We start from the raw sequence: 19,983 nt of genomic DNA on the forward strand, positions 1-19,983 counted from the left end.
TCACCTTCCGATAAGGCGGGTGCACAGACAAAACCAAGGATTCCCGACCCCATGGCCGAACAAGCTGTCGAAGGCGGCGCCGAAACCGCGGCGCAGGAAGCCATCATCGACAACCTGCCGCCGCTGGAAGCGCTCCAGGGCGTCGAGCGCGAGGTCATGGAATACGACGTCGTCATCGTCGGCGGCGGCCCCGCCGGCCTGTCCGCCGCCATCCGGCTGAAGCAGCGCGCGGAAAAGGACGGCAAGGAGATCAGCGTCGCCGTGCTCGAGAAATCGGCCGAGGTCGGCGGGCACATCCTGTCCGGGGCCGTGATCGATCCGAAGGCCCTGCGCGAGCTGTTCCCCGACTGGAAGGAACGCGGCGCACCGCTGGAGACGCCCGTCACCAAGGACCGGTTCATGGTGCTCGGGCCGATGGGCCAGGTCAGCCTGCCCATGTTCGCCCTGCCGCCCATGATGCACAACGACGGCTGCTACATTGCCTCCCTGGCCAACGTCGCCCGCTGGCTGGGCGAGCAGGCCGAGGCCCTGGGCGTCGAGGTCTATCCCGGCATGGCCGCCAGCCACGTGGTCTGGGACGAGCCGACCGGCCGGGTGAAGGGCGTCGTCGCCGGCGTCTTCGGCATCGACAAGCACGGCCAGCCGACCGGCGACTTCCAGCCCGGGATCGAGCTGCACGGAAAGTACGTCTTCATCGCCGAGGGCGTCCGCGGCTCGCTGGCCAAGACCATCATCGCCCGCCACAAGCTGGCCGACGGCAAGGAGCCGCAGAAATACGGCATCGGCCTGAAGGAGCTGTGGCAGGTCCCGCCCGAGAAGCACCAGCCGGGCCTCGCCCAGCACACCACCGGCTGGCCGCTGGACGAGCACACCGGCGGCGGCAGCTTCATGTACCATTTCGGCGATAACTACGTGGCCATCGGCTACGTCGTGCACCTGAACTACAAGAACCCGTTCCTGTCGCCGTTCGACGAGTTCCAGCGCTTCAAGCACCACCCCGCCATCGCCGAGCATCTGGAGGGCGGCACCCGCATCTCCTACGGCGCCCGCGCGATCACCGAGGGCGGCTGGCAGTCGGTGCCCAGGCTCGCCTTCCCGGGCGGTGCCCTGATCGGCTGTTCGGCCGGGTTCGTGAACGTGCCCCGGATCAAGGGCAGCCACAACGCCATGAAGACCGGCATGCTGGCCGCCGACGCCGCTTATGACGCCGTCATCGCGGGCCGCAGCGGGGACGAACTGGTCGAATACCAGGCCGCCTACGAGGCCAGCTGGGTGTTCAAGGAGCTGAAGGGCGTCCGCAACGCCAAGCCCCTGCTGTCGAAGTTCGGCACGACCTTGGGCGGAGCCTTCGGCGTCTTCGACCTGTGGACCAACCACCTGTTCGGCCTGTCGGTCTTCGGCACCCAGAAGCACGGCAAGACCGACGCCGCCTCGACCGAACTGGCCTCGAAGCACACGGCGATCACCTATCCGAAGCCGGACGGAAAGCTGTCCTTCGACAAGCTGTCGTCGGTGTTCATCTCCAACACCAACCACGCCGAGGAACAGCCCGCGCACCTGAAGCTGCTGGACCCGTCCGTGCCGATCCGCGTGAACCTGCCGAAATACGGCGAACCCGCGCGGCTCTACTGCCCGGCCGGGGTGTACGAGGTGCTGTACGCCGACGAGGCGACGAAGTCGGACCCGCGCTTCCAGATCAACGCCCAGAACTGCGTCCACTGCAAAACCTGCGACATCAAGGATCCGTCGCAGAACATCGTCTGGACCACGCCCGAGGGCGGCGGCGGCCCGAACTACCCGAACATGTAGGGGACACGTCGGCGGTCGCGTTCGAACCATAAGCGTGGCCGTGCGTTTGTGACCGGATGCCCCCTGAAATCGTCGACCTTACCCACCGGATCGCCGTCCTCTGGCGACAGTTCTACTGGCTGCCCGAATGGGCCGTCGTGGCCATCGTCGTGGCGGTCTTCACCGGCGCGGGATGGCTCGTGCACCGCGTGGTGTTCTCGATCCTGCGTCGGCTGGTGAAGAACCGCGACCTGTTCTGGCGTGGCGTGGTCGAACGGGCGCGCCAGAAGCTGCGTATCCTGATCATCCTGATCGCCATCGGCTTCTCGATCACCGTCTCGCCGCTGGACCCGGACCCCTCGGCCAGCGTCCGCGCCGTCCTGCTGTTCCTGACCATCCTGGTGCTGGGCTGGATCGTCGCCGGCGCGGTCGACATGTGGGCGATCGTCTACATGCGGAAGTTCAACATGGCGGCCGAGGACAACCTCGTCGCCAGGAAGCACATCACCCAGACCCGCATCCTGCAGCGCGCCGCCATCATCCTGATCGGGGCGGTGACAGTGGCCCTGGCGCTGATGACCATCGGGGCGGTGCGCCAGTGGGGGATCTCGCTGCTCGCCTCCGCCGGGGTCGTCGGCATCATCGCCGGTCTGGCCCTGCAGCCGGTGCTGAAGAACCTGATCGCCGGCATCCAGATCGCCACCGCCCAGCCGATCCGCATCGAGGACGCCGTCATCGTCGAGAACGAGTGGGGCACGGTCGAGGAGATCACCTCGACCTATGTGGTGGTCAAGCTGTGGGACTGGCGGCGGATGATCCTGCCGCTCAGCTACTTCATCGAGACCCCGTTCCAGAACTGGACGCGCGAGACCTCACGCCTGATCGGCACGGCCATGCTGTACGTCGACTACGAGGCCCCGATGGACCGGCTCCGCGCCGAGCTGGAACGCATCTGCCGCGCGTCGCCTCTCTGGGACGGCGACGTCGTCAACCTGCAGGTCACCGACATCACCGACCGCGTCGCCCAGGTCCGCTGCCTGGCCAGCGCGCGCTCGGCCCCCGTCGCCTTCGATCTGCGCTGCGAGATCCGCGAGAAGATGCTGGCCTTCATGCGCGATGAATGCCCCGAAGCCCTGCCGCGGGATCGCATGACGCTGGACCGGGCCCGGGCCCTCGAGACCGCCGGGTCGCCCCGCCCCGCCTGACGAAAAACGGCCCCGGGATCGCTCCCGGGGCCGTTCGTTTCTTTGGCGGAGACCGGGACTAGCCTGCCCTGGCCTCCAGGCTGGTGATTTCCTCCTTCAGGCGGAGCTTCCTTCGTTTCAGCTCCCTGACCTGCAACTCATCCACGGCGGGCCGTCCGAACTCCCGCTGGATCGTCTCGTCCAGCTGGCGGTGACGATTTCCCAGTTCGCGGATACGAGCTTCGATGGTCATGGCTTGCGCCTCCATGTCTAAGGGACCACACAGTGAGCGCCCGGAATTGCGGTCTGTGAAATCACGGTTCGGTGACGTCAACGGACCGTTAATTTCCCGGACACGCGGGCAGCCTGACCACCAATATGGACCATGATGTGAACGGAGCCGTACGGAACCCGCCCAGCCGCCTCGTGGTCGGCATTGCGGGGGCATCGGGCGTGATCTACGGCGCCCGCGTGCTGGATGCGCTGAACGAACTCGGGGTCGAAAGCCACCTTGTGGTCACCCGCGCGGCCCTGCTCACATTGTCGCAGGAAACCGACCTCACGCCCGACCAGCTGACGGCCCGGGCCAGCGTGGTTCACAAGCTGAACGACGTCGGCGCGACCATCGCCTCGGGCTCGTTCCGGACGCTGGGGATGATCGTGGCCCCCTGTTCGGTGCGGACCATGAGCGAGATCGCCACGGGCGTGACCTCGACCCTGCTGACCCGCGCCGCCGACGTGGTGCTGAAGGAGCGCCGGCCGCTGGTCCTGATGGTGCGCGAGACCCCGTTCCACCTGGGCCACCTTCGGACCATGACGGCCCTGACCGAGATGGGGGCGATCATCGCGCCTCCGCTGCCGGCCTTCTATGCGCGGCCCGAGAGCATCGCCGACATCGTCGACCAGTCGGTGGGCCGGGCGCTGGACCTGTTCGGTCTCGACTGGGGATCGGTCCGGCGCTGGGACGGGCTCAAGGGCCCGGCGACCGACCCCGCATGAGCGAAGACGCCCCGAGCCGCGCTCAAGCAGGGAGCGACCGTGTCGCGAGCGATAGCGCCCAACAGGCCCTTTGGCCCTGGGCCCTGAAGGCCTACCGCGCAGAGGGCGTGGCGGACGTCTGCCTCAGTCTCCAGGACGTGAACGGCCAGAACGTCCCGCTGCTGCTCTGGGCCGCCTGGGCCGCGACCTCGGGCCGGTCGCTGGACGAGGACACGATCGAGGCGGGCTGCGATGCCGCCCGGGCCTGGGACCGGGTCGCGGTGACCCCGCTGCGCGCCATGCGCAGGACGCTGAAACTGCCGGTGCCGGACATCGACGATGCCGCGCGCGAGACCCTGCGGGATCAGGTCAAGGCCGTCGAACTGGCCGCCGAACGGCATCTGCTGGCGGGGCTCGAGGCCCTGACGCCGACGCCGGACGGCCCGCGCCGTCCGGCGATCGAAGGCCTGGTCGCCGTGGCCCGGGTCTGGAGCCGCGTGGTGCCCCGGCCCGCGTTGATCGCGCTCGCCGAACGGCTTCCGGCGTGAGGGGCGAAGCGGTATAAGCCGGCGCGCGCAGGGTATCCGATGAACGACGACCAACCGTTTCTGTCCGAAGACGAACTGGCGCTGCAGGCCCAGGTCAAGCTGCTGCGGCTGGAGCATTCGGACCTCGACGCCTCGATCGAGGCCCTCTCGCACATGCCCATCCCGGACCAGCTGCTGATCGCGCGCCTGAAGCGCAAGAAGCTGCTTCTGCGCGACGAGATCGTGAAGATCGAGAGCCGGATCCTGCCCGACATCATCGCCTGAACCCGTTGGACTCCATGAGTCCAACGGATTTCAGAGAAGCGATTGAAATCTTTGACATTGCACACGTTGGACTCGGTTTTTCAGAGTCCATTTCGACGCGTCGGCGACCTCGGGCGAAAACGCCACTAGCGTCGCTATCCATCTGATAAACAAAGACTATCGGCCGCGTTTGCGCACCCACATCGCCGCATCGGCCTCGGCCAGCCAGGTCTCGACATCGGCCTGGCCGGTGAAGGCCCGCACCCCGAACGACCCCCCGAGGGGCGCGGGCTGGCCCTCGTAGCGGAAGTCTGCCTGCGCCAGCGCCGCCTTCAGACCGGCGGCCTTCTCCCGCCCCTCGTCGATCCCGGCGTTGAGCAGCAGCAGGCCGAACTCGTCGCCGCCCAGCCGGCCCACGGCATCGGTGGCGCGCACATTCTCCAGCAGCAGTTCGGCCACCCGGACCAGGGCGGCGTCGCCGGCCGCATGGCCCAGGCTGTCGTTGACGCCCTTGAACCCGTCCAGGTCGAGATACAGCAGGACCGCGGGCACCTTGTAGCGGGTGCAGTAGGCCATGGCCCGCTGCAGGGCCGCGACGAAGCCGCGCCGGTTCAGGACGGGCGTCAGGACGTCGTGATCGGCCGCGGCCTCGGCCGCCTCGGCCCTCCTGGCAAGGTCAATCGTCTGGGCCCGCAGGGCCTCGACCTCGGCGCGCAGGCGCGCGATCTCGGCATGGGGATCGCTCGCGCTGTGGATTTCGGCGGCGTCGGTCACGAGGGGCGTGGGCTCCGGGGGGTGCGCGACTCACACAGGTGAGGCACACCGCTAGGCTAACGCCGTGAGTTGCGGGCGCAACGTGCGTGCTGTAACCGGCCGCTTTCGTAGCCAAGGGCCTTCCAGACCATGACGACGACGACCGCGCCGGTGGCGATCATCATGGGCAGCCGCTCGGACTGGCCGACGATGAAACACGCGGCCGACGCGCTGGACCGTCTGGGGGTCGCCTGGGACGCGCGCGTGATCTCCGCGCACCGGACGCCCGCACGCCTGTTCGACTTCGCGACCACGGCCAGGGCGACGGGCTACAAGGTCATCATCGCGGGCGCCGGCGGGGCCGCGCACCTTCCCGGCATGGCGGCCTCGATGACGCCCCTGCCGGTGCTGGGCGTGCCGGTCCAGTCCAAGGCGCTGAAGGGGCTCGATAGCCTGCTGTCCATCGTCCAGATGCCGGGCGGCGTGCCCGTGGCGACCCTGGCCATCGGCGAGGCGGGCGCGAAGAACGCCGGCATCCTCGCGGCCCAGATCCTGGCCCTGTCCGACGAAGGGCTGGCCGGTCGGCTCGAGGCCTTCCTGGAGGCCCAGACCGAGGCCGTGCACGAAACGGTCGAGGACTGATTGCGCGCCGTGGCTGACGTCTCCCCCCTGGCCCCCGGGTCGACCATCGGCATCCTGGGCGGCGGACAGCTGGGCCGGATGCTGTCGCAGGCCGCCTCGCGCCTCGGCTTCGACGTGGTCATCCTGGACCCGGAGGAGAACAGTCCGGCGGGACGGGTCTCGCGCGGCCAGATCGTCGCCGCCTACGATGACCCCACGGCCCTGACCGTCTTCGGCCGCGTCTGCGACGTGGTCACCTTCGAGTTCGAGAACGTGCCGGCCAGCTCGGTCGAACGGCTGGCCGAGGCCGGGGCCCTGGTCGCGCCGGGCCCGACGGCCCTGGCCGTGGCCCAGGACCGGGTGGACGAGAAGACCTTCCTGAACGCCGTGGGCGCGCCCACCGTCGGCTTCGTCGCCGTCGACGGGCTGAACGACCTGACGGCGGGGCTGGAGGCGCTGGGCCTGCCCGCGCTGCTGAAGACCCGCCGCGACGGCTACGACGGCAAGGGCCAGGTCTGGATCAAGTCGGCGAAACAGGCCGGGGCCGCGCTGGCGTCGCTGGGCGGGCGCCCCGCGATCCTGGAGGCTAAAGCCCCGTTCATCCGCGAGCTCTCGATCATCGCGGCGCGCGGGCGGGACGGATCGGTGGCGGTCTATCCGCTGGGCGAGAACCGCCATGCGGGCGGCGTGCTGCGGACTACCCAGGCCCCGGCCGTCATCGATGCGAAGACCGAGCGTCGTGCCAAGGCCATCGCCGCCGCCGTGCTCGACGGGCTGGCCTATGTGGGGGTCATCGGCATCGAGCTGTTCGATCTCGGCGATGGCCGGCTTCTGGTGAACGAGATCGCGCCCCGCGTGCACAACACCGGACACTGGACCCAGGACGGCTGCGTCTGCGACCAGTTCGAGCAGCATATCCGCGCCATCGCGGGCTGGCCGCTGGGGCCGACGGCGGCCCATGCCCGGGTCGAGATGACCAATCTGCTGGGCGACGAGGTCGAGCAGTGGTCCCGGGTCTCCGCCCGGCCGGACCAGCGCCTGCATCTGTACGGCAAGACCGACGCCCGGCCCGGCCGCAAGATGGGTCACGTCAACCGGGTGCGGCCGCTCGGCTGACCTCGTCTTCATCTGGACCGGATCGGCGGGCGGGTGCTAGATCAGCCTGTCCGGGGAGAACATAACGCCATGCGCATCGGGCTCTATCCGGGCACCTTCGATCCCGTCACCAACGGGCATCTGGACATCATCGGCCGGGCCGTGAAGCTGGTGGACCGGCTGGTCATCGGCGTCGCCCAGAACGACGACAAGGGGCCCCTGTTCACCACCGCCGAGCGCGTCGAGATGGTGCGGGCCGAGGTCGCCGGACTGGGAAGCGACATCGACGTCCAGCCCTTCTCGACCCTGCTGATGCATTTCGCCGAGCATCTGGACGCCAACGTCATCGTCCGGGGCCTGCGCGCCGTCGCGGACTTCGAGTACGAGTTCCAGATGACGGCCATGAACCAGCGCCTCAATGACGACATCGAGACCGTGTTCCTGATGGCCGATCCGCGCCACCAGGCCATCGCCTCGCGGCTGGTCAAGGAGATCGCCCGGCTGGACGGAAACATCGACAGCTTCGTCAGCCCCGCCGTCGCCGCCGCCGTGCGCGCCAGAGTCAAACGCTAACCCCAGGATGCCCCGCTTGAAGCTCACGCCGTTCGCCGTCGCCGCCGCCCTGTCGGTCCTGATGCCCGCCCTGGCGCCCGGCCTGACCGCCACCGCCCAGACCGCGCCCGCCGCGACCGACTGGCGGACGATCGCGCCCGAGAACCTGCTGGTGATCGACACGTCCAAGGGCCGCATCCTGGTGGAGCTGGATCCGCTGGTCGCCCCGAACCATGTCGTGCGCGTGCGCACCCTGGCGGACCAGGGCTTCTACGACGGGCTGACGTTCCACCGGGTCCTGACCGGCTTCATGGCCCAGACCGGGGATCCGCTGGGCACCGGCGCGGGCGGCTCCGAGCTGCCCAACGTCCCGGCCGAGTTCACCTTCCGCCGGGGACGCGACGCCGGCTTCGCCCCGGTCGAGGGCGGGGGCACCGGCCTGGTGGGCTTCATCCATTCGATCCCGGTGGTCACCCAGCCGGACGCCCAGATGATGGTCACGGCGGACTTCAAGACCCCGGCCACGGGCCTGTTCTGCAGCGGTGTCCTGGGCATGGCCCGCGCCGGCAGCCCCGACAGCGCCAACAGCCAGTTCTTCCTGATGATGGGACGCAACGACACGCTGAACGGCAACTACACCATCTTCGGTCGGGTCGTGTCCGGGCTCGACGTCGTGTCGCGCCTGAAGTCGGGCCCCGAGGCCGAAGACGGCAAGGTGGGCGCAAACCCCGACACCATGACCCGTGTCCGCACCGCCTCGACCCTGCCGGACGCCGAACGCCCGTCGGTCCGGGTGCTGGATCCGCGCTCGGCCGCCTTCCAGGCCCATGTGGCCGAGACCCGGGCGGCCAAGGGCACGGCCTTCAGCGTCTGCGACGTCCAGCCGGTAACCGAGGTGGTCGCGCCATGATCCGTCTGTCGGCGCTCGCGCTGCTGTTGCTGGCCGGGGCGTCGACCGCCCAGGCCCAGGAGGCGGCGACCCTGGCCGCCGACGCGCCGATGGCCGTCGCCACGGACTGGCGCACGGTCCCGGCCGAGAACCTGCTGGTCATCGACACGAACCGGGGCCGCATCCTGGTCGAGATGACGCCGGAGGCCGCGCCCCTGCATGTCGAGCGGATGCGGGTGCTGGCCCGCCGCGGGTTCTTCGACGGGATCGTCTTCCACCGCGTGATCGACGGCTTCATGGCCCAGACCGGCGATCCGCTGGGCACCGGCGAGGGTCAGAGCCCGTACCCCGACCTGAAGGCCGAGTTCACCTTCCGGCGGGCGCCCGAGACCCCGTTCGCCGAGGTCGCGGCCCCGGCCGGGGCGGCGCTGGGCTTCCTCAACAGCCTGCCGATCCAGACCCAGCCGACGGCGCTTATGGCAACCACGGCCGACGGAAAGGTCCACGGCTGGGGCACCTACTGTCCGGGCGTCGCCGGCATGGCGCGCGACGAGGCGAACGACAGCGCCAACAGCCAGTTCTTCCTGATGCGCCAGCCCTATCCCGCGCTGGACAAGCGCTACACCATCTGGGGTCGCGTCGTGTCGGGGCTGGACGTGGTGCGGGCGATCAAGGTCGGCGACGGCGAGAACGGCATGGTCACCGCCGATCCGGACCGCATGACGCGGGTTCGGATCGCCTCGGACCTGCCCGATACCGAGCGGCCGGTGATCCAGGTCATGGATGCGTCCTCGGCGGCGTTCCGCACCCTGGTCGACGGCGTGCGGACGGCGCGCGGCGCGGACTTCTCGATCTGCGACGTGGACCTGCCCGTTCAGGTCTCGGGACCGGCCGCCCCGGCCGTCTGAGACCGGTTGCGTCCGCGACGGCGGCGGACCGGCCGCCGGGCCTGACGCATCTGCTGCAGCAGCAGTCCCTCGCGCAGCCCCCGATCGGCGACGCGGACCCGGTCGCTGGGCCAGGCCCGCTGCACGGCATCGAGGATGGCCGCGCCCGCCAGCACCAGATCCGCGCGGTCCGGACCGATGCAGGATTCGGCGGCGCGGCCCCTCGGGCCCATGGCCTTCAGCCGGGCGGCCGCGGCGTCGCATTCGTCCCGCGTCATCCACAGACCGTCGACCAGATCCCGCTGATAGCGGCGCAGGTTCAGATGCACGCCCGCCAGCGAGGTGATCGCGCCCGACGTCCCGACCAGATGGCCCCTGCCGCTTGAATACAGTCGGCGGAACTCCGGGTCGTTGAAGCTGCCTGCGGCCAGGGCCGCCGTCATGTCCGAGACCATCGCCTCGTACCAGGCCTCGCCCGAGGCTTCCGGCTCGGGGTGGCGCTCGGCCAGGGTGACGACGCCCAGCGGCACCGACAGCCAGGCCACGGTCTTCATTTCGGCCCCTGACTTGCGCAACCAGGACAGTTCGGTCGAACCGCCGCCGACGTCGATGACCAGCACGGCCTCGGCCCCCGGATCGAACAGGTTCAGACACCCCTCGACCGACAGACGGGCCTCCTCGACCGGGTCGATGATCCGAAGTTTCAAACCGGTGCCGATGCGGACCCGCTCGACGAAGGCGGCCCCGTTCTCGGCCTGCCGACAGGCCTGGGTGGCGACGGCGCTCAGCCGGGTCGAGTCGACGCCGCGCCGGACGACCCGCTCGGCGCACAGGGCCAGGGCGTCATAGGCCCGGTCCATGGCGGCCTGGTCCAGAAGCCCCGTGCGCGACAGGCCTTCGCCGAGGCGCACGATCCGGCTGAAGCTGTCGACCACACGAAAGCCGTCCCGCGCCGGGCGCGCGATCAGCAGGCGGCAGTTGTTGGTCCCCAGATCAAGCGCGCCATAGACGGGACCGTCGCGACCCGACGTTTCCCCCCTCGACGCCCGCTGGACCCGGGACCGTTCGTCGCGCCGCCGGGGCGCGCCCTCGGGTGCCGGCATGGGCCGAACTTTCGCATGGGCGCAACCGGGACGGGCGCCCGTCCCGATCAACCTAATGCGCGTTGATCGTCCGCGCCAAGCCTATCTGACGCGAAGATGAACAGGTCGTACGGCGTCCCGCTCAGGCCCGGGGGCGTAATCGTTCGCCATGACCCAGTCCCTGACTGCCAAATTCGGCCTCGGCCAGATCGTCCGCCATCGCGAGGATTCCTTCCGCGGCGTGGTCGTCGACGTCGATGCCACCTATGCCGGCCCGTCCAACGAGCCCGGCCCGGACCACCGCGACCAGCCCTTCTACCGGGTCTTGGCGATGGGGGAGGACACCGGCTTCCTCGTCTACGCGGCGGAGGCCGTGCTGGAGCACGACCCCGACGTCGCGCCCCTGACGGACGCGGACCAGGCACAGTGGTTCACCATGGACGATGCGGGCCACCGCGCGCCCCGGGCCCAGCCGATCCACTGACGTTCGCGCTTGGACAGACGGCGGGCCGCCTCTAGATTGACGCCAAGGGAGTATCGCCATGGCCGATTTCGAGCACGTCTTTCAGAGCCCGCCCGAGGGCGCGGCCGCCGACTGGACGATCAGCCAGAACTGGCGGGCCTACACCCAGGTCGAGCACGACACCTGGGACACCCTGTATGCGCGCCAGATGGAGATCCTGCCGGGCCGGGCCTCGGACGCCTTCCTGAAGGGACTGTCGGCGCTTGACCTGAACACCGGCGGCATCCCCGACTTCGCCCTGATGAATCCGAAACTCAAGGCCCTGACCGGCTGGACGGTGGTGTGCGTGCCCGGCCTGGTGCCGGACGAGGTCTTTTTCGATCACCTCGCCAACCGTCGCTTCCCCTCGGGCCAGTTCATCCGCCGCCCGGACCAGCTGGACTATCTGCAGGAACCGGACATCTTCCACGACGTCTTCGGCCATGTGCCGATGCTGACCGACCCCGACTTCGCCGACTATATGCAGGCCTACGGCAAGGGCGGGCAGCGGGCCCAGTCGCTGGGCATGCTGAAAAATCTGGCCCGGCTGTACTGGTACACGGTCGAGTTCGGCCTGATCGACCAGGGCGACGGCCTGCGCATCTATGGCGCGGGAATCGTGTCGTCGGCCTCCGAGAGCGTGTTCGCGGTCGAGGATCCGTCGCCCAACCGCATCGCCTTCGACCTGGAGCGGATCATGCGCACCGACTACCGCATCGACGACTTCCAGCAGGTCTATTTCGTCATCCCCTCGATCGAGGCACTGAATGACGCGACGCTGGAGGACTTCGGCCCGATCTACGACCGGCTCAAGGGGCAGAGCGACATCGGGATAACGGCGATCCAGCCCTATGACCGGGTCATAACCCGCGGTACCCAGACCTATGCGGACAAGGGCGGGAGATTCGCGGCATGAAGATGATCATCGGGGCTGTGGCCCTCTCGACCCTCGCTCTGGCCGGCTGCACCGACAGCAAGCGGGCGCGTAACGCCGCGACCTGGGGCGACAAGCCCGCGGACATCACCTGCTGGACCTATGGCACCGAGAACTTCCGGGGTCGCTCGACCGGCAAGGTCGAGTACGACGACGGCGGACGGGTCTCGTTCGTCGATGCCGCCAACGGCCGCTACACCACGGTCGAGGGTGAGTGCCGGGTGGTCTATCTGGCCGACGACGAGGATGCCGCGACCCCTGCGGAGGTCCCATCAACCGTGCCGCCGTCTCCGTCTGCGGATGCCGACGAGGCCCTGCCCGAGAAGACGCCGCCGGCCGCCTAGTCCTCGACGATCAGGCTCTTGGTCCGGGTGTCGCGCATCAGCACATAGGTGATCAGCGACACCCCTATCATGGAGGTGACGTACCAGAAATACAGGCTCTCGACCTGCCGGTCCTTGAGCCACAGGGCCACGTATTCGGCCGTGCCGCCGAACACCGCATTGGCGAGGGCGTAGGGCAAGGCGACGCCCAGCGCCCGGATGTGGGCCGGGAAGAGCTCGGCCTTCACCACGGCGTTGATGGCGGTATAGCCCGACACGATCACCAGCGCCGACAGGGACAGGGCGAAGGCGGTCAAGGCATCGGTCGTGACGGCGAGCGCGCTCATGATCGGCACGGTGCAGACCACCCCCAGGACGCCGAAGGTGATCATCACGGGCTTTCGGCCGACCCGGTCCGACAGGGCTCCCACGGCAGGCTGAAGCAGCATGAACAGGAACAGGGCGGCGGCCGAGATCTCGGTCGCCTGGGCCTTGGTGAAGCCGGAGGTGTTGATCAGAAATTTCTGCAGGTAGGTCGTATAGGTATAGAAGGCGAGGGTCCCCCCGGCGGTCAGACCGATGACGATCAGTGCCTCCTTCGGATGGCGCAGGATAAGCTCCAGCGCGCTGGACTTGGGCGCGGCGCGGGTTGCCGGATCGTTGAAGGCGCGGGTCTCGTCCAGGCCCCGGCGCAGCCAGAAGACCACGACCGCCAGAGCCGCCCCGACGAAGAAGGGGATGCGCCAGGCCCAGTCGGACAGGGCGTCTTCGCCCAGCGTCCGCTGCAGGACGATCAGCAGCATCAGGGCCAGCAGCTGGCCCGAGATCAGGGTGACGTACTGGAAGCTGGACCAGAAGCCCCGATGCTTCGCGGTGGCCATCTCGGACAGATAGGTAGCGCTGGAGCCGTATTCGCCGCCGACGCTCAGGCCCTGCATCATGCGGGCGAGCAGCAGCAGGGCGGGGGCCAGCAGGCCGATGGTCGCATAGCCTGGGGTGCAGGCGATCAGCAACGACCCGGCGCACATCAGGCTGACCGACAGGGTCAGGCCGGCCTTGCGCCCCTTGCGATCGGCATAGACCCCCATGACCCAGGCCCCGACGGGGCGCATCAGGAAGCCGACCGCCAAGATGGCGGCGGTGCTGAGCAACTGAGCCGTCGGCTCGCCCGCCGGGAAGAAGACCGGGGCGAAATAGACGGTGAAGGCGGCATAGGCGAACCAGTCGAACCACTCGACCAGATTGCCGGCAGAGCCGCCGACGATGTTCTTCAGGCGCCGAGCAGGGGTCATGGGGACGTCGGTCATGCAGGAAATCCCTTGGACAGGGGCTTGCCCATGCGGATCAGCGGCACCGGGACGCCGCCGCGGTCGTCCTCGAAGGCCTCGATGTCGGTGTAGCCGGCGGCGCGGTACAGGGGCTCGCCGCCCATGGTCGCGACCAGTTCGACCCGGTCGAAGCCGGCGTCGCGGGCGGCGGTTTCGCACAGGTCGAGGATCATCCGGCCGATGCCGCGCCGCACGAACGCGGGGTGGGTGTACATGGCCCTCACCCGGGCGGCGTCCACGCCGGGGGTCAGTCGGGCGGGTTCGCGGCCCGGGGTGTGGTCGCCCCCGTAGCTGGTGATCCGGTGGGACCAGCCGCCGCAGCCGGCCGGGACGCCGTCTGCCATGATCAGGAAATAGGTGCGGTCGGTGACCAGCTGGCTGTCGACGCCCATGATGGCACGGCTCGCCTGCACCTGCTCCGGGGTCAGGAAGGCAGCCAGAGGGCCCGAGATGGCAGCCTCCATCAGGGCGTGCAGGGCGGGGATGTCGGCTTCGGTGGCGAGGCGGTGGCTCAGGGTCGCTCGCGCGATGTCCGGCCGTGAGTCATCCATGATCGCCTCCATTGGGGGACAGCCTAGCAGGCTTCGGAACCGCGTCAGCCCCGCTGGAAGGGATAGAAGCCGGGACCGAGATCCAGGATACCGGTCAGGGCGTCGAGGGCCCCACGCGTCTCGTCGATCAGGGCCGGATCGGCGAGGTCGGCGGGGGCGAGGGTGTCGCGGTACCACCTGTTCGCCCATTCCGACAGACTGGCGTGCAGGGCGTCGGTCAGGCGCATGGCGGGGTTGGTCGCAGCCAGTTCCGCCTCCGTCAGGACGACGCGCAGGCGCAAACAGGCGGGGCCGCCGCCGTTACGCATCGACTGGCGCACATCGACGTACTCCACTCGGCCGATCGGGCCGTTGGAGGCGGTCAGCCCTTGCGCGACCGCGTGGGCGCGGGGGTTGTCGCGGGTCTCGGTCGGGCAGATCAGGGTCAGGCGGTCCTCGCCCGGGATCTGCACCAGCATGGAGTTGAACAGATAGCTGGAGATGGCGTCGGCCAGGGGCAGGTCGCCAGACGAGACCTCGACGAAGATCGGCTCGAAGCCCTGCGCCGCCGCGCGGATCGCGGTGTGGGTGGCGGCGGTGTCCTCGAACGCCAGCTCGTGATGGAACAGGGTGTCCAGCGCGCCCACGCAGACCACGTCGTTGTGGAAGGTGCCTCCGGCGATGGCCGCGCGGGACTGCTGGGCCAGGACGGCACCCGAAGCGGCGTGGCGGCGGGCGACGGCCTCGGAAGCCTGACGCGTCTGGCGGGCGGGGAACGACCCATCCCAGGCCTCGAACGCATCACGGCCCCAGACCAGCAGGTTGACGCCGGGCGCGCCGTGTTCGGCGCACAGGCGAACGTGGTTGGCGGCCCCCTCGTCGGCCAGGTGACCCACTGCCGGCAGGGCATGGTGGACGGCGAAGCGGGCCGGATCGGGGAACAGGGCGTCCAGCGATCGCTTCGTCTGGGCGTGCTCGAGGCTGCGGTGCAGGTTGGTGTGCAGGTTGGCGGGCGTGAAGTGGACGCGGCCGTCGGCGCTGTCCGCGCTGGGCGTCACGGTGGCGGCATTGGCCGCCCACATGGGGCTGGCCGAGCATGCGGCGGCGGCGAAGCTGGGGGCCTCCTTCCATGCCTGTTCCAGCACGCGCGCGTCGGAGCCGGTGAAACCCAGCGAGCGCAGGAACGGTATGTCGGGGCGTTCGTGCGGGGGCAGGACGAACTGCGGCAGGCCGAGGTCGGCCAGCCGCTTCATCTTGTCGAGCCCCTGCAGGACCGCCGCGCGCGGGTTCGACGCCTCGCCCTTGTTCAGACTGGAGGCGAGATTGCCGGGGCTGAGCCCGGCGTAGGAGTGCGTCGGCCCGATCAGACCATCGGCATTGGCTTCGACGGCGCTCATTTGAGCCCCCGGATCTCGCCCTCGATGTTCCTCACCGCCCCGGCCTCGAAGCTGGCGACCGGATAGGCGCAGTAGTCGGCGGCGTAGTAGGCGCTGGGGCGGTGGTTGCCGCTGGCGCCGAGGCCGCCGAAGGGCATGTCGCCGGCGGCACCTGTGGTCGGACGGTTGAAGTTGACGACGCCCGCGCGGATGCGGCGGATGAAGTGATCCCAGTTCGCCGGGTTGTCGCTGACCAGGCCGGCGGACAGGCCGTAGCGGGTGGCGTTGGCGGCGGCGATGGCGGCCTCGAACGTCGGGACGCGGGTGACGGACAGGATGGGGCCGAAGATCTCCTCGTCGGGGACATCCACGCCCGTCACGTCGATCAGGCCGGGGTGGACGAAGGCGCGGCTGTGGATATCCACCCGACCGAAGGTCTTGAGGACGCGGGCCCCGGCATTGCAGCGCTCGACGGCTTGACCCAGGACGAGGTCGGCAGCGCGTTCCGAGATCAGCGAACCCATGTAGGGCTCGGGCGTGCTGTTCCATGGGCCTATGGTCAGACGGTCCATCAGGGCCATGACCGCCTCGAGGACGGCGTCCCCGGCAGGACCTTCCGGCACGATCAGGCGACGGGCGCAGGAGCAGCGCTGGCCGGTGGTGACGAAGGCGGACTGAACCACGATGCTGGCGACGGCCTCGGCATCCGCAGCATCCCAGACCACCAGAGGATTGTTGCCGCCCAGCTCGAGCGCCAGGATGACGTGCGGATCGTCCGCGAACTTCCTGCGGAAATGGGCCCCGGCTGCGCCCGAGCCGGTGAACATCAGGGCGTCGATCGGCTGGTCCAGCAGGGCGGCCCCGACGTCGCGGCCGCCCTGGACCAGGTTGAAGACGCCGGCGGGCAGGTCGGCCTCCTGCAGCGCCTCGGCCATCAGCTGGCCGGTGTGGGGCGTCTCCTCCGACGGCTTGAACACCACGGTGTCGCCGGCCAGCAGGGCGGGGACGATGTGGCCGTTGGGCAGGTGGCCGGGGAAGTTGAACGGGCCGAGGATGGCCGCCACGCCGTGCGGGCGGTGGCGGAGGGTGGCGTGGCCGAAGGCGGTCTCGGCCGTGCGCTCGCCAGTGCGCTCGTCATAGGCCCGGATCGACAGGTCGACCTTGCCGGCCATGGAGCCCAGCTCGGCGGTCGTCTCCCACAGGGCCTTGCCGGTCTCTCTGGAGATGGCCTCGGCGAAGGCGGGGGCGCGGGCCTTGAGCGCGGCCTGATAGCGTTTCATCGCCTCGATACGGTCGGCGCGGGGGCGGTCGGCCCAGTCGGGGAAGGCGGCGCGGGCGGCCTCCACGGCGGCGCCGATCTGGCCGGTCGAGGCTTCGTTGCCGCGCCAGACGCGGGCCTCGGTCGCCGGGTCGAAGGAGGCGAAGCCGTCGCCCTCGCCGTCGGTCCAGCGGCCGTCGATGTAAAGTTTGCCGTCGGTCATGGGTGCCTCAGGATTTCACGCGCACGGTGTCGCCCGTGCGAACTTTCAGGGCGTCGGCCACCTCGGCGGGCAGGCGCACGGTGTCGCCGTCGATCGCGGCCTTGGCCCGAACAGCCCGGAAGCCGTCGAGACTGTCGGTCGAGACCAGCGACGGCAGTTCCGCCTCGACGTCCTCGACGATGGATGCGGTCAGCCGACGGGCGTCGCGGACGGTGCGGATATGGTCGCGAGGGCAGCTGACCGTCGGCCCCGCATCGAAGATGTCCACCAGTCCGTTCGGCCGGAATCCCTCGCTTTCCAGCAGGGCCATGGCGGCGACTCCCTGCGGATGGACCTTGCCGATCACGGCGCGGGCGGGCTCGGGCAGCAGCTCGATGTAGATGGGATGGCGCGGAGCCAGGTCGAGGATGAACTGCTTGTCGGTCGAGCCCGTCATCATGTCCGCCTGGTCGAACGGCATGGGGAAGAACTTGTGCGCGACGTGGTCCCAGAAGGGGCAGGCCCCGTCGGGCGTGAAGACGCCGCGCAGCTCGGCCAAGACGGTTTCGGCGAACAGATCGGGCTGGGCCCCGATCAGCATGTAGCGCGACTGGCTGAGCAGCCGCCCCGCGCCGCCCTTCCTCCGGTCCGCCTTCAGGAACAGCGAGCCGACCTCGGTCCAGCCCGTGCATTCGTTGACCAGCTGCAGCGTCTGGTGCTCCAGCTTGATGTCCAGCGAGGGCGAGGACGAGGCGTTGTTCACGACGCGGAACGAGAAGAAGGGGCGGTTCAGGCCCACCGCCGCCTTGACCGAGGCGATGCCGTCCACGTCCCCGGTGTCGGTCTCCTCCATCATCAGGGTGTACCAGCGGGCCTGCGGGGCCAGGGTCCCGCCAAAGCTGTCCCGGCTGATGTCGAGGCGCTCGGACAGCTGGTCCGGGTCTTCCGGCAGGCTGGTGAAACCGGGCCCGGACAGGATGGCCAGCTCCAGCAGGTGATCCAGGTCGGCGGGGCCGGCGGGGCGGACGACGAGCACTACAGGGTCTCCAGACGCAGGCGTTTCAGGCGCTGCGCGTCGATCTCGCCCGAGGCGATCTTGCACAGCATGAGGGTGGACAGCCGGGCCCGCTCCACGAAGCTCTCGGGCCAGGCGAACTCTTCGGGGGAATGGATCAGGCCGCCCCGCACGCCCAGGGTGTCGATGTTGGGCAGGCCGGCGGCGTGCAGGTTGTTGCCCTCGCAGACGCCGCCGCTGGGCGACCAGGCGATCGTCTGGCCCAGCAGGGCCCCCGTCTCGCGCACGGCCTCGAACAGGGCGGTCTGGGAGGCGTCCATGGGCTTGGGCGCGCGGGTCATGCCGCCGTGCAGGTCCAGCATCAGCCCGTCGAACGGGGGCGTCGCGGCGATCTCTGCAATTGCGTCCGTGATCCAGGCGGCCGCCTGGGCGTCCGGAACGCGGACGTTGAAGCGGACCACGGCGTTGTCGGCCACAACGTTCAGGGCTCCACCGCCGGAGATGCGCGCGACGTTGACGGTCACGCCCTCGCGACGCCCGTTCAGGCCGTGCAGGGCCGCCGCGACGATCGCTGCCCCGGCGACGGCATTGGCGCCCTCGTGGAAAGCGCGACCCGCGTGGGCGGCCCGACCCCTGACGATGAGGTGGAAATTGCCGCTGCCCTTTCTCGCCCCCGCGAGGGTGCCGTCGGCGAGGGCGGGTTCATAGGTCATGCCGACATGGCCGCGCGCGCCCAACTCGGCCAGCAGGGGGGCAGAGGCGGGCGATCCGATCTCCTCGTCGGGAGACAGCAGGACCGTCCAGCCGACATTGGCACGGTCGGGATGCGTCTCGAACGCCTCGAGCGCGCCGAGCATGACGGAGATGCCGCCCTTCATGTCCGCGATGCCCGGGCCGTTCAGGGCCCCGTCGAGGCGGTGGGCGACGGTCTGGAAGGCGCTGTCGGCCGGATAGACGGTGTCATAGTGGCCGGTCAGGACGACCTGGATGGGGGCGTCAGGCCGGGCCGTGACCTTCAACGCATCCGCGCGCGACTGGGGACGGACGGTGCCGTCGTCGGCGACGGTGGAGAAGCCTTGGGTCTGGACCCGGATCACCTCGGCGGGCAGGCGGGCGGCCTCGGCCTCCAGCAGGTCCAGCATGGCGTTCAGGCCGTCGGGGTTGTCGCTGCCGGAATTAACGTTCGACCAGGCAACCGCGCGGTCGATCAGGATCGCCTCGCCCCGCCCGACCAGGTCGAGGGCGGCATGATCCTGTGGGAGAATCCGCATTGTGAGACCTTAGACGGGTCGACCGGAAAGGTGAAGGCTTGCGGTACGCCCGGACTGAGTGTAAAGCCTGCTTGTCATTTTGGGAGGACGAACGATGAGCGACTGGATCAAGGCCTTTAACCCCACCAGCCCGATCACCACAGAGGCGGAGGCCGAGGGCGCGGCCCGCGCCAGTGCGGTCGCGATGTTCATCGGAGCCGCCGTCGGCGTCGTCAGCGTCGTGTGGACGCTGGCCAATCCGGGCGAGATCCAGGCGGCGCTCGACAGCGTCAACCAGGCCAATCCCGACGCCGCCGCCGCCGCTGCGGCGGGTGCCCAGGTCGGACTGTGGCTGGCCGGGGGCCTGGCGGTACTTCAGCTGATCCTAGGCCTGGTCCAGTGGCGCAACCCCGGCAAGCTGCTGGCGATCCTGTTCCTGGTGCTCGTGCTGTTCGGCATCGTGTCGACCGCGGCCACCCCGTTGATCGCCGGCGCGATGCCGAACATCCCGGTGACGCCGATGTGGCAGATCGCGCTTTCGCTGGTCGTCATGGCCGTGCAGCTGATCCTGCTGATCGCGGGCCTGCGCGGCATCAGCCGGCTGGACCGGCTGCAGATGGAAGGCGCCCGCTAGAGCTGGATCGT

General features: G+C 69.4%; 23 protein-coding genes. 14 read left to right on the top strand and 9 right to left on the bottom strand.

All coding sequences use genetic code 11. The annotated features are described in order from the left end of the window. The first annotated feature begins 156 nt into the window (after nt 1–156). Together BRESU_RS06550 and BRESU_RS06555 are read left to right on the top strand one after the other, a co-directional pair. A complete protein-coding gene (locus BRESU_RS06550) occupies nt 157–1,809 on the top strand; it encodes an electron transfer flavoprotein-ubiquinone oxidoreductase (RefSeq protein WP_245528629.1) in 1,653 nt (550 codons plus the stop codon). A gap of 56 nt (nt 1,810–1,865) precedes the next feature. Further along, complete coding sequence (locus tag BRESU_RS06555) at nt 1,866–2,993, top strand: mechanosensitive ion channel family protein (protein WP_013268740.1); 1,128 nt, start codon at nt 1,866–1,868, stop codon at nt 2,991–2,993. 58 nt (nt 2,994–3,051) lie between these two features. Here the strand turns inward: BRESU_RS06555 and BRESU_RS06560 are convergent, their stop codons facing one another. Beyond that, nucleotides 3,052–3,225, bottom strand: coding sequence for a YdcH family protein (locus BRESU_RS06560; RefSeq protein WP_013268741.1), 174 nt, complete (start codon nt 3,223–3,225; stop codon nt 3,052–3,054). A 125-nt stretch (nt 3,226–3,350) separates the two neighbouring features. On the opposite strand from BRESU_RS06560, the gene BRESU_RS06565 reads away from it, so the two are divergent. Genes BRESU_RS06565 through BRESU_RS06575 form a run of 3 tightly spaced genes read left to right on the top strand, consistent with a single transcriptional unit; the run spans nt 3,351 to nt 4,762 of the window. Further along, nucleotides 3,351–3,971: a UbiX family flavin prenyltransferase gene (locus BRESU_RS06565; RefSeq protein ID WP_013268742.1), complete on the top strand. Its 621-nt coding sequence runs from the start codon at nt 3,351–3,353 to the stop codon at nt 3,969–3,971. Next, nucleotides 3,968–4,498: a TIGR02444 family protein gene (locus BRESU_RS06570; protein WP_013268743.1), complete on the top strand. Its 531-nt coding sequence runs from the start codon at nt 3,968–3,970 to the stop codon at nt 4,496–4,498. Before BRESU_RS06565 ends, BRESU_RS06570 begins: the two co-directional genes overlap by 4 nt. Nucleotides 4,499–4,537: 39 nt before the next feature. Beyond that, nucleotides 4,538–4,762 carry a YdcH family protein gene (locus BRESU_RS06575; RefSeq protein WP_013268744.1) on the top strand — a complete coding sequence of 75 codons (225 nt, stop codon included), beginning with the start codon at nt 4,538–4,540 and terminating at the stop codon, nt 4,760–4,762. A 156-nt stretch (nt 4,763–4,918) separates the two neighbouring features. On the opposite strand, the gene BRESU_RS06580 is transcribed toward BRESU_RS06575, so the two are convergent. Next, a complete protein-coding gene (locus BRESU_RS06580; RefSeq protein WP_013268745.1) occupies nt 4,919–5,515 on the bottom strand; it encodes a GGDEF domain-containing protein in 597 nt (198 codons plus the stop codon). Nucleotides 5,516–5,644: 129 nt separating this feature from the next. Here BRESU_RS06580 and purE point away from each other — a divergent pair, with 129 nt between their 5' ends. From purE to BRESU_RS06605, 5 genes are all read left to right on the top strand, one after another. Next, complete coding sequence (gene purE, locus BRESU_RS06585; protein WP_013268746.1) at nt 5,645–6,136, top strand: 5-(carboxyamino)imidazole ribonucleotide mutase; 492 nt, start codon at nt 5,645–5,647, stop codon at nt 6,134–6,136. Then, nucleotides 6,137–7,231, top strand: coding sequence for a 5-(carboxyamino)imidazole ribonucleotide synthase (locus BRESU_RS06590; protein ID WP_013268747.1), 1,095 nt, complete (start codon nt 6,137–6,139; stop codon nt 7,229–7,231). A gap of 69 nt (nt 7,232–7,300) precedes the next feature. Then, on the top strand, nt 7,301–7,783 hold the full coding sequence (coaD, locus tag BRESU_RS06595) for a pantetheine-phosphate adenylyltransferase (protein WP_013268748.1): 483 nt from the start codon (nt 7,301–7,303) through the stop codon (nt 7,781–7,783). Between the two features lie 7 nt (nt 7,784–7,790). Then, entirely contained in the window at nt 7,791–8,672 is an 882-nt protein-coding gene (locus tag BRESU_RS06600) for a peptidylprolyl isomerase (protein WP_041761391.1), read from the top strand. Continuing rightward, nucleotides 8,669–9,559: a peptidylprolyl isomerase gene (locus BRESU_RS06605; protein WP_013268750.1), complete on the top strand. Its 891-nt coding sequence runs from the start codon at nt 8,669–8,671 to the stop codon at nt 9,557–9,559. Before BRESU_RS06600 ends, BRESU_RS06605 begins: the two co-directional genes overlap by 4 nt. Here BRESU_RS06605 and BRESU_RS06610 read toward each other — a convergent pair. Further along, a complete protein-coding gene (locus BRESU_RS06610) occupies nt 9,526–10,641 on the bottom strand; it encodes a Ppx/GppA phosphatase family protein (protein ID WP_013268751.1) in 1,116 nt (371 codons plus the stop codon). The two genes, BRESU_RS06605 and BRESU_RS06610, sit on opposite strands and share 34 nt — an antisense overlap. A gap of 148 nt (nt 10,642–10,789) precedes the next feature. On the opposite strand from BRESU_RS06610, the gene hspQ reads away from it, so the two are divergent. The 3 genes from hspQ to BRESU_RS06625 are packed head-to-tail and all read left to right on the top strand — an operon-like array spanning nt 10,790 to nt 12,400. Further along, the gene (gene hspQ, locus BRESU_RS06615) at nt 10,790–11,104 is read left to right on the top strand and encodes a heat shock protein HspQ (protein ID WP_013268752.1); all 315 of its coding nucleotides are present in this window, start codon (nt 10,790–10,792) and stop codon (nt 11,102–11,104) included. A 58-nt stretch (nt 11,105–11,162) separates the two neighbouring features. After that, on the top strand, nt 11,163–12,038 hold the full coding sequence (gene phhA / locus BRESU_RS06620; protein WP_013268753.1) for a phenylalanine 4-monooxygenase: 876 nt from the start codon (nt 11,163–11,165) through the stop codon (nt 12,036–12,038). Beyond that, the gene (locus BRESU_RS06625; protein WP_013268754.1) at nt 12,035–12,400 is read left to right on the top strand and encodes a hypothetical protein; all 366 of its coding nucleotides are present in this window, start codon (nt 12,035–12,037) and stop codon (nt 12,398–12,400) included. The genes phhA and BRESU_RS06625 overlap by 4 nt, the downstream gene beginning before the upstream one ends. Here the strand turns inward: BRESU_RS06625 and BRESU_RS06630 are convergent. The 6 genes from BRESU_RS06630 to BRESU_RS06655 are packed head-to-tail and all read right to left on the bottom strand — an operon-like array spanning nt 12,397 to nt 19,359. Continuing rightward, nucleotides 12,397–13,686: an MFS transporter gene (locus BRESU_RS06630; protein ID WP_013268755.1), complete on the bottom strand. Its 1,290-nt coding sequence runs from the start codon at nt 13,684–13,686 to the stop codon at nt 12,397–12,399. The two genes, BRESU_RS06625 and BRESU_RS06630, sit on opposite strands and share 4 nt — an antisense overlap. Next, nucleotides 13,683–14,258, bottom strand: a complete 576-nt coding sequence (locus tag BRESU_RS06635) for a GNAT family N-acetyltransferase (RefSeq protein ID WP_013268756.1) — start codon at nt 14,256–14,258, stop codon at nt 13,683–13,685. The genes BRESU_RS06630 and BRESU_RS06635 overlap by 4 nt, the downstream gene beginning before the upstream one ends. 44 nt (nt 14,259–14,302) lie before the next feature. Continuing rightward, nucleotides 14,303–15,634: an N-succinylarginine dihydrolase gene (gene astB, locus BRESU_RS06640; RefSeq protein WP_013268757.1), complete on the bottom strand. Its 1,332-nt coding sequence runs from the start codon at nt 15,632–15,634 to the stop codon at nt 14,303–14,305. Continuing rightward, nucleotides 15,631–17,094 (bottom strand): succinylglutamate-semialdehyde dehydrogenase, encoded by a 1,464-nt coding sequence (astD, locus tag BRESU_RS06645; RefSeq protein ID WP_013268758.1) that lies wholly within the window; start codon nt 17,092–17,094, stop codon nt 15,631–15,633. The genes astB and astD overlap by 4 nt, the downstream gene beginning before the upstream one ends. 7 nt (nt 17,095–17,101) lie before the next feature. After that, the gene (locus BRESU_RS06650; RefSeq protein WP_013268759.1) at nt 17,102–18,109 is read right to left on the bottom strand and encodes an arginine N-succinyltransferase; all 1,008 of its coding nucleotides are present in this window, start codon (nt 18,107–18,109) and stop codon (nt 17,102–17,104) included. Further along, nucleotides 18,109–19,359, bottom strand: a complete 1,251-nt coding sequence (locus tag BRESU_RS06655; protein WP_013268760.1) for a hydrolase — start codon at nt 19,357–19,359, stop codon at nt 18,109–18,111. Before BRESU_RS06655 ends, BRESU_RS06650 begins: the two co-directional genes overlap by 1 nt. Nucleotides 19,360–19,453: 94 nt before the next feature. Between BRESU_RS06655 and BRESU_RS06660 the strand changes: the two genes are divergently transcribed. Further along, complete coding sequence (locus tag BRESU_RS06660) at nt 19,454–19,972, top strand: hypothetical protein (RefSeq protein WP_013268761.1); 519 nt, start codon at nt 19,454–19,456, stop codon at nt 19,970–19,972. The last annotated feature ends 11 nt before the right edge of the window (nt 19,973–19,983 follow it).

It is taken from the genome of Brevundimonas subvibrioides ATCC 15264 (genome assembly GCF_000144605.1).
GTDB classification, from domain to species: Bacteria; Pseudomonadota; Alphaproteobacteria; order Caulobacterales; family Caulobacteraceae; genus Brevundimonas; species Brevundimonas subvibrioides.

What these genes read in the sequence shown, in the direction of transcription:
- BRESU_RS06560 (WP_013268741.1), bottom strand. Translation starts at nt 3,225, where the DNA reads ATGACCATCGAAGCTCGTATCCGCGAACTGGGAAATCGTCACCGCCAG.
- BRESU_RS06635 (WP_013268756.1), bottom strand. Translation starts at nt 14,258, where the DNA reads ATGGATGACTCACGGCCGGACATCGCGCGAGCGACCCTGAGCCACCGC.
- purE (WP_013268746.1), top strand. Translation starts at nt 5,645, where the DNA reads ATGACGACGACGACCGCGCCGGTGGCGATCATCATGGGCAGCCGCTCG.
- astD (WP_013268758.1), bottom strand. Translation starts at nt 17,094, where the DNA reads ATGACCGACGGCAAACTTTACATCGACGGCCGCTGGACCGACGGCGAG.
- coaD (WP_013268748.1), top strand. Translation starts at nt 7,301, where the DNA reads ATGCGCATCGGGCTCTATCCGGGCACCTTCGATCCCGTCACCAACGGG.
- BRESU_RS06605 (WP_013268750.1), top strand. Translation starts at nt 8,669, where the DNA reads ATGATCCGTCTGTCGGCGCTCGCGCTGCTGTTGCTGGCCGGGGCGTCG.
- hspQ (WP_013268752.1), top strand. Translation starts at nt 10,790, where the DNA reads ATGACCCAGTCCCTGACTGCCAAATTCGGCCTCGGCCAGATCGTCCGC.
- BRESU_RS06555 (WP_013268740.1), top strand. Translation starts at nt 1,866, where the DNA reads ATGCCCCCTGAAATCGTCGACCTTACCCACCGGATCGCCGTCCTCTGG.
- BRESU_RS06575 (WP_013268744.1), top strand. Translation starts at nt 4,538, where the DNA reads ATGAACGACGACCAACCGTTTCTGTCCGAAGACGAACTGGCGCTGCAG.
- BRESU_RS06550 (WP_245528629.1), top strand. Translation starts at nt 157, where the DNA reads ATGGAATACGACGTCGTCATCGTCGGCGGCGGCCCCGCCGGCCTGTCC.
- BRESU_RS06600 (WP_041761391.1), top strand. Translation starts at nt 7,791, where the DNA reads ATGCCCCGCTTGAAGCTCACGCCGTTCGCCGTCGCCGCCGCCCTGTCG.
- astB (WP_013268757.1), bottom strand. Translation starts at nt 15,634, where the DNA reads ATGAGCGCCGTCGAAGCCAATGCCGATGGTCTGATCGGGCCGACGCAC.
- phhA (WP_013268753.1), top strand. Translation starts at nt 11,163, where the DNA reads ATGGCCGATTTCGAGCACGTCTTTCAGAGCCCGCCCGAGGGCGCGGCC.
- BRESU_RS06610 (WP_013268751.1), bottom strand. Translation starts at nt 10,641, where the DNA reads ATGCCGGCACCCGAGGGCGCGCCCCGGCGGCGCGACGAACGGTCCCGG.
- BRESU_RS06660 (WP_013268761.1), top strand. Translation starts at nt 19,454, where the DNA reads ATGAGCGACTGGATCAAGGCCTTTAACCCCACCAGCCCGATCACCACA.
- BRESU_RS06625 (WP_013268754.1), top strand. Translation starts at nt 12,035, where the DNA reads ATGAAGATGATCATCGGGGCTGTGGCCCTCTCGACCCTCGCTCTGGCC.
- BRESU_RS06570 (WP_013268743.1), top strand. Translation starts at nt 3,968, where the DNA reads ATGAGCGAAGACGCCCCGAGCCGCGCTCAAGCAGGGAGCGACCGTGTC.
- BRESU_RS06655 (WP_013268760.1), bottom strand. Translation starts at nt 19,359, where the DNA reads ATGCGGATTCTCCCACAGGATCATGCCGCCCTCGACCTGGTCGGGCGG.
- BRESU_RS06630 (WP_013268755.1), bottom strand. Translation starts at nt 13,686, where the DNA reads ATGACCGACGTCCCCATGACCCCTGCTCGGCGCCTGAAGAACATCGTC.
- BRESU_RS06565 (WP_013268742.1), top strand. Translation starts at nt 3,351, where the DNA reads ATGGACCATGATGTGAACGGAGCCGTACGGAACCCGCCCAGCCGCCTC.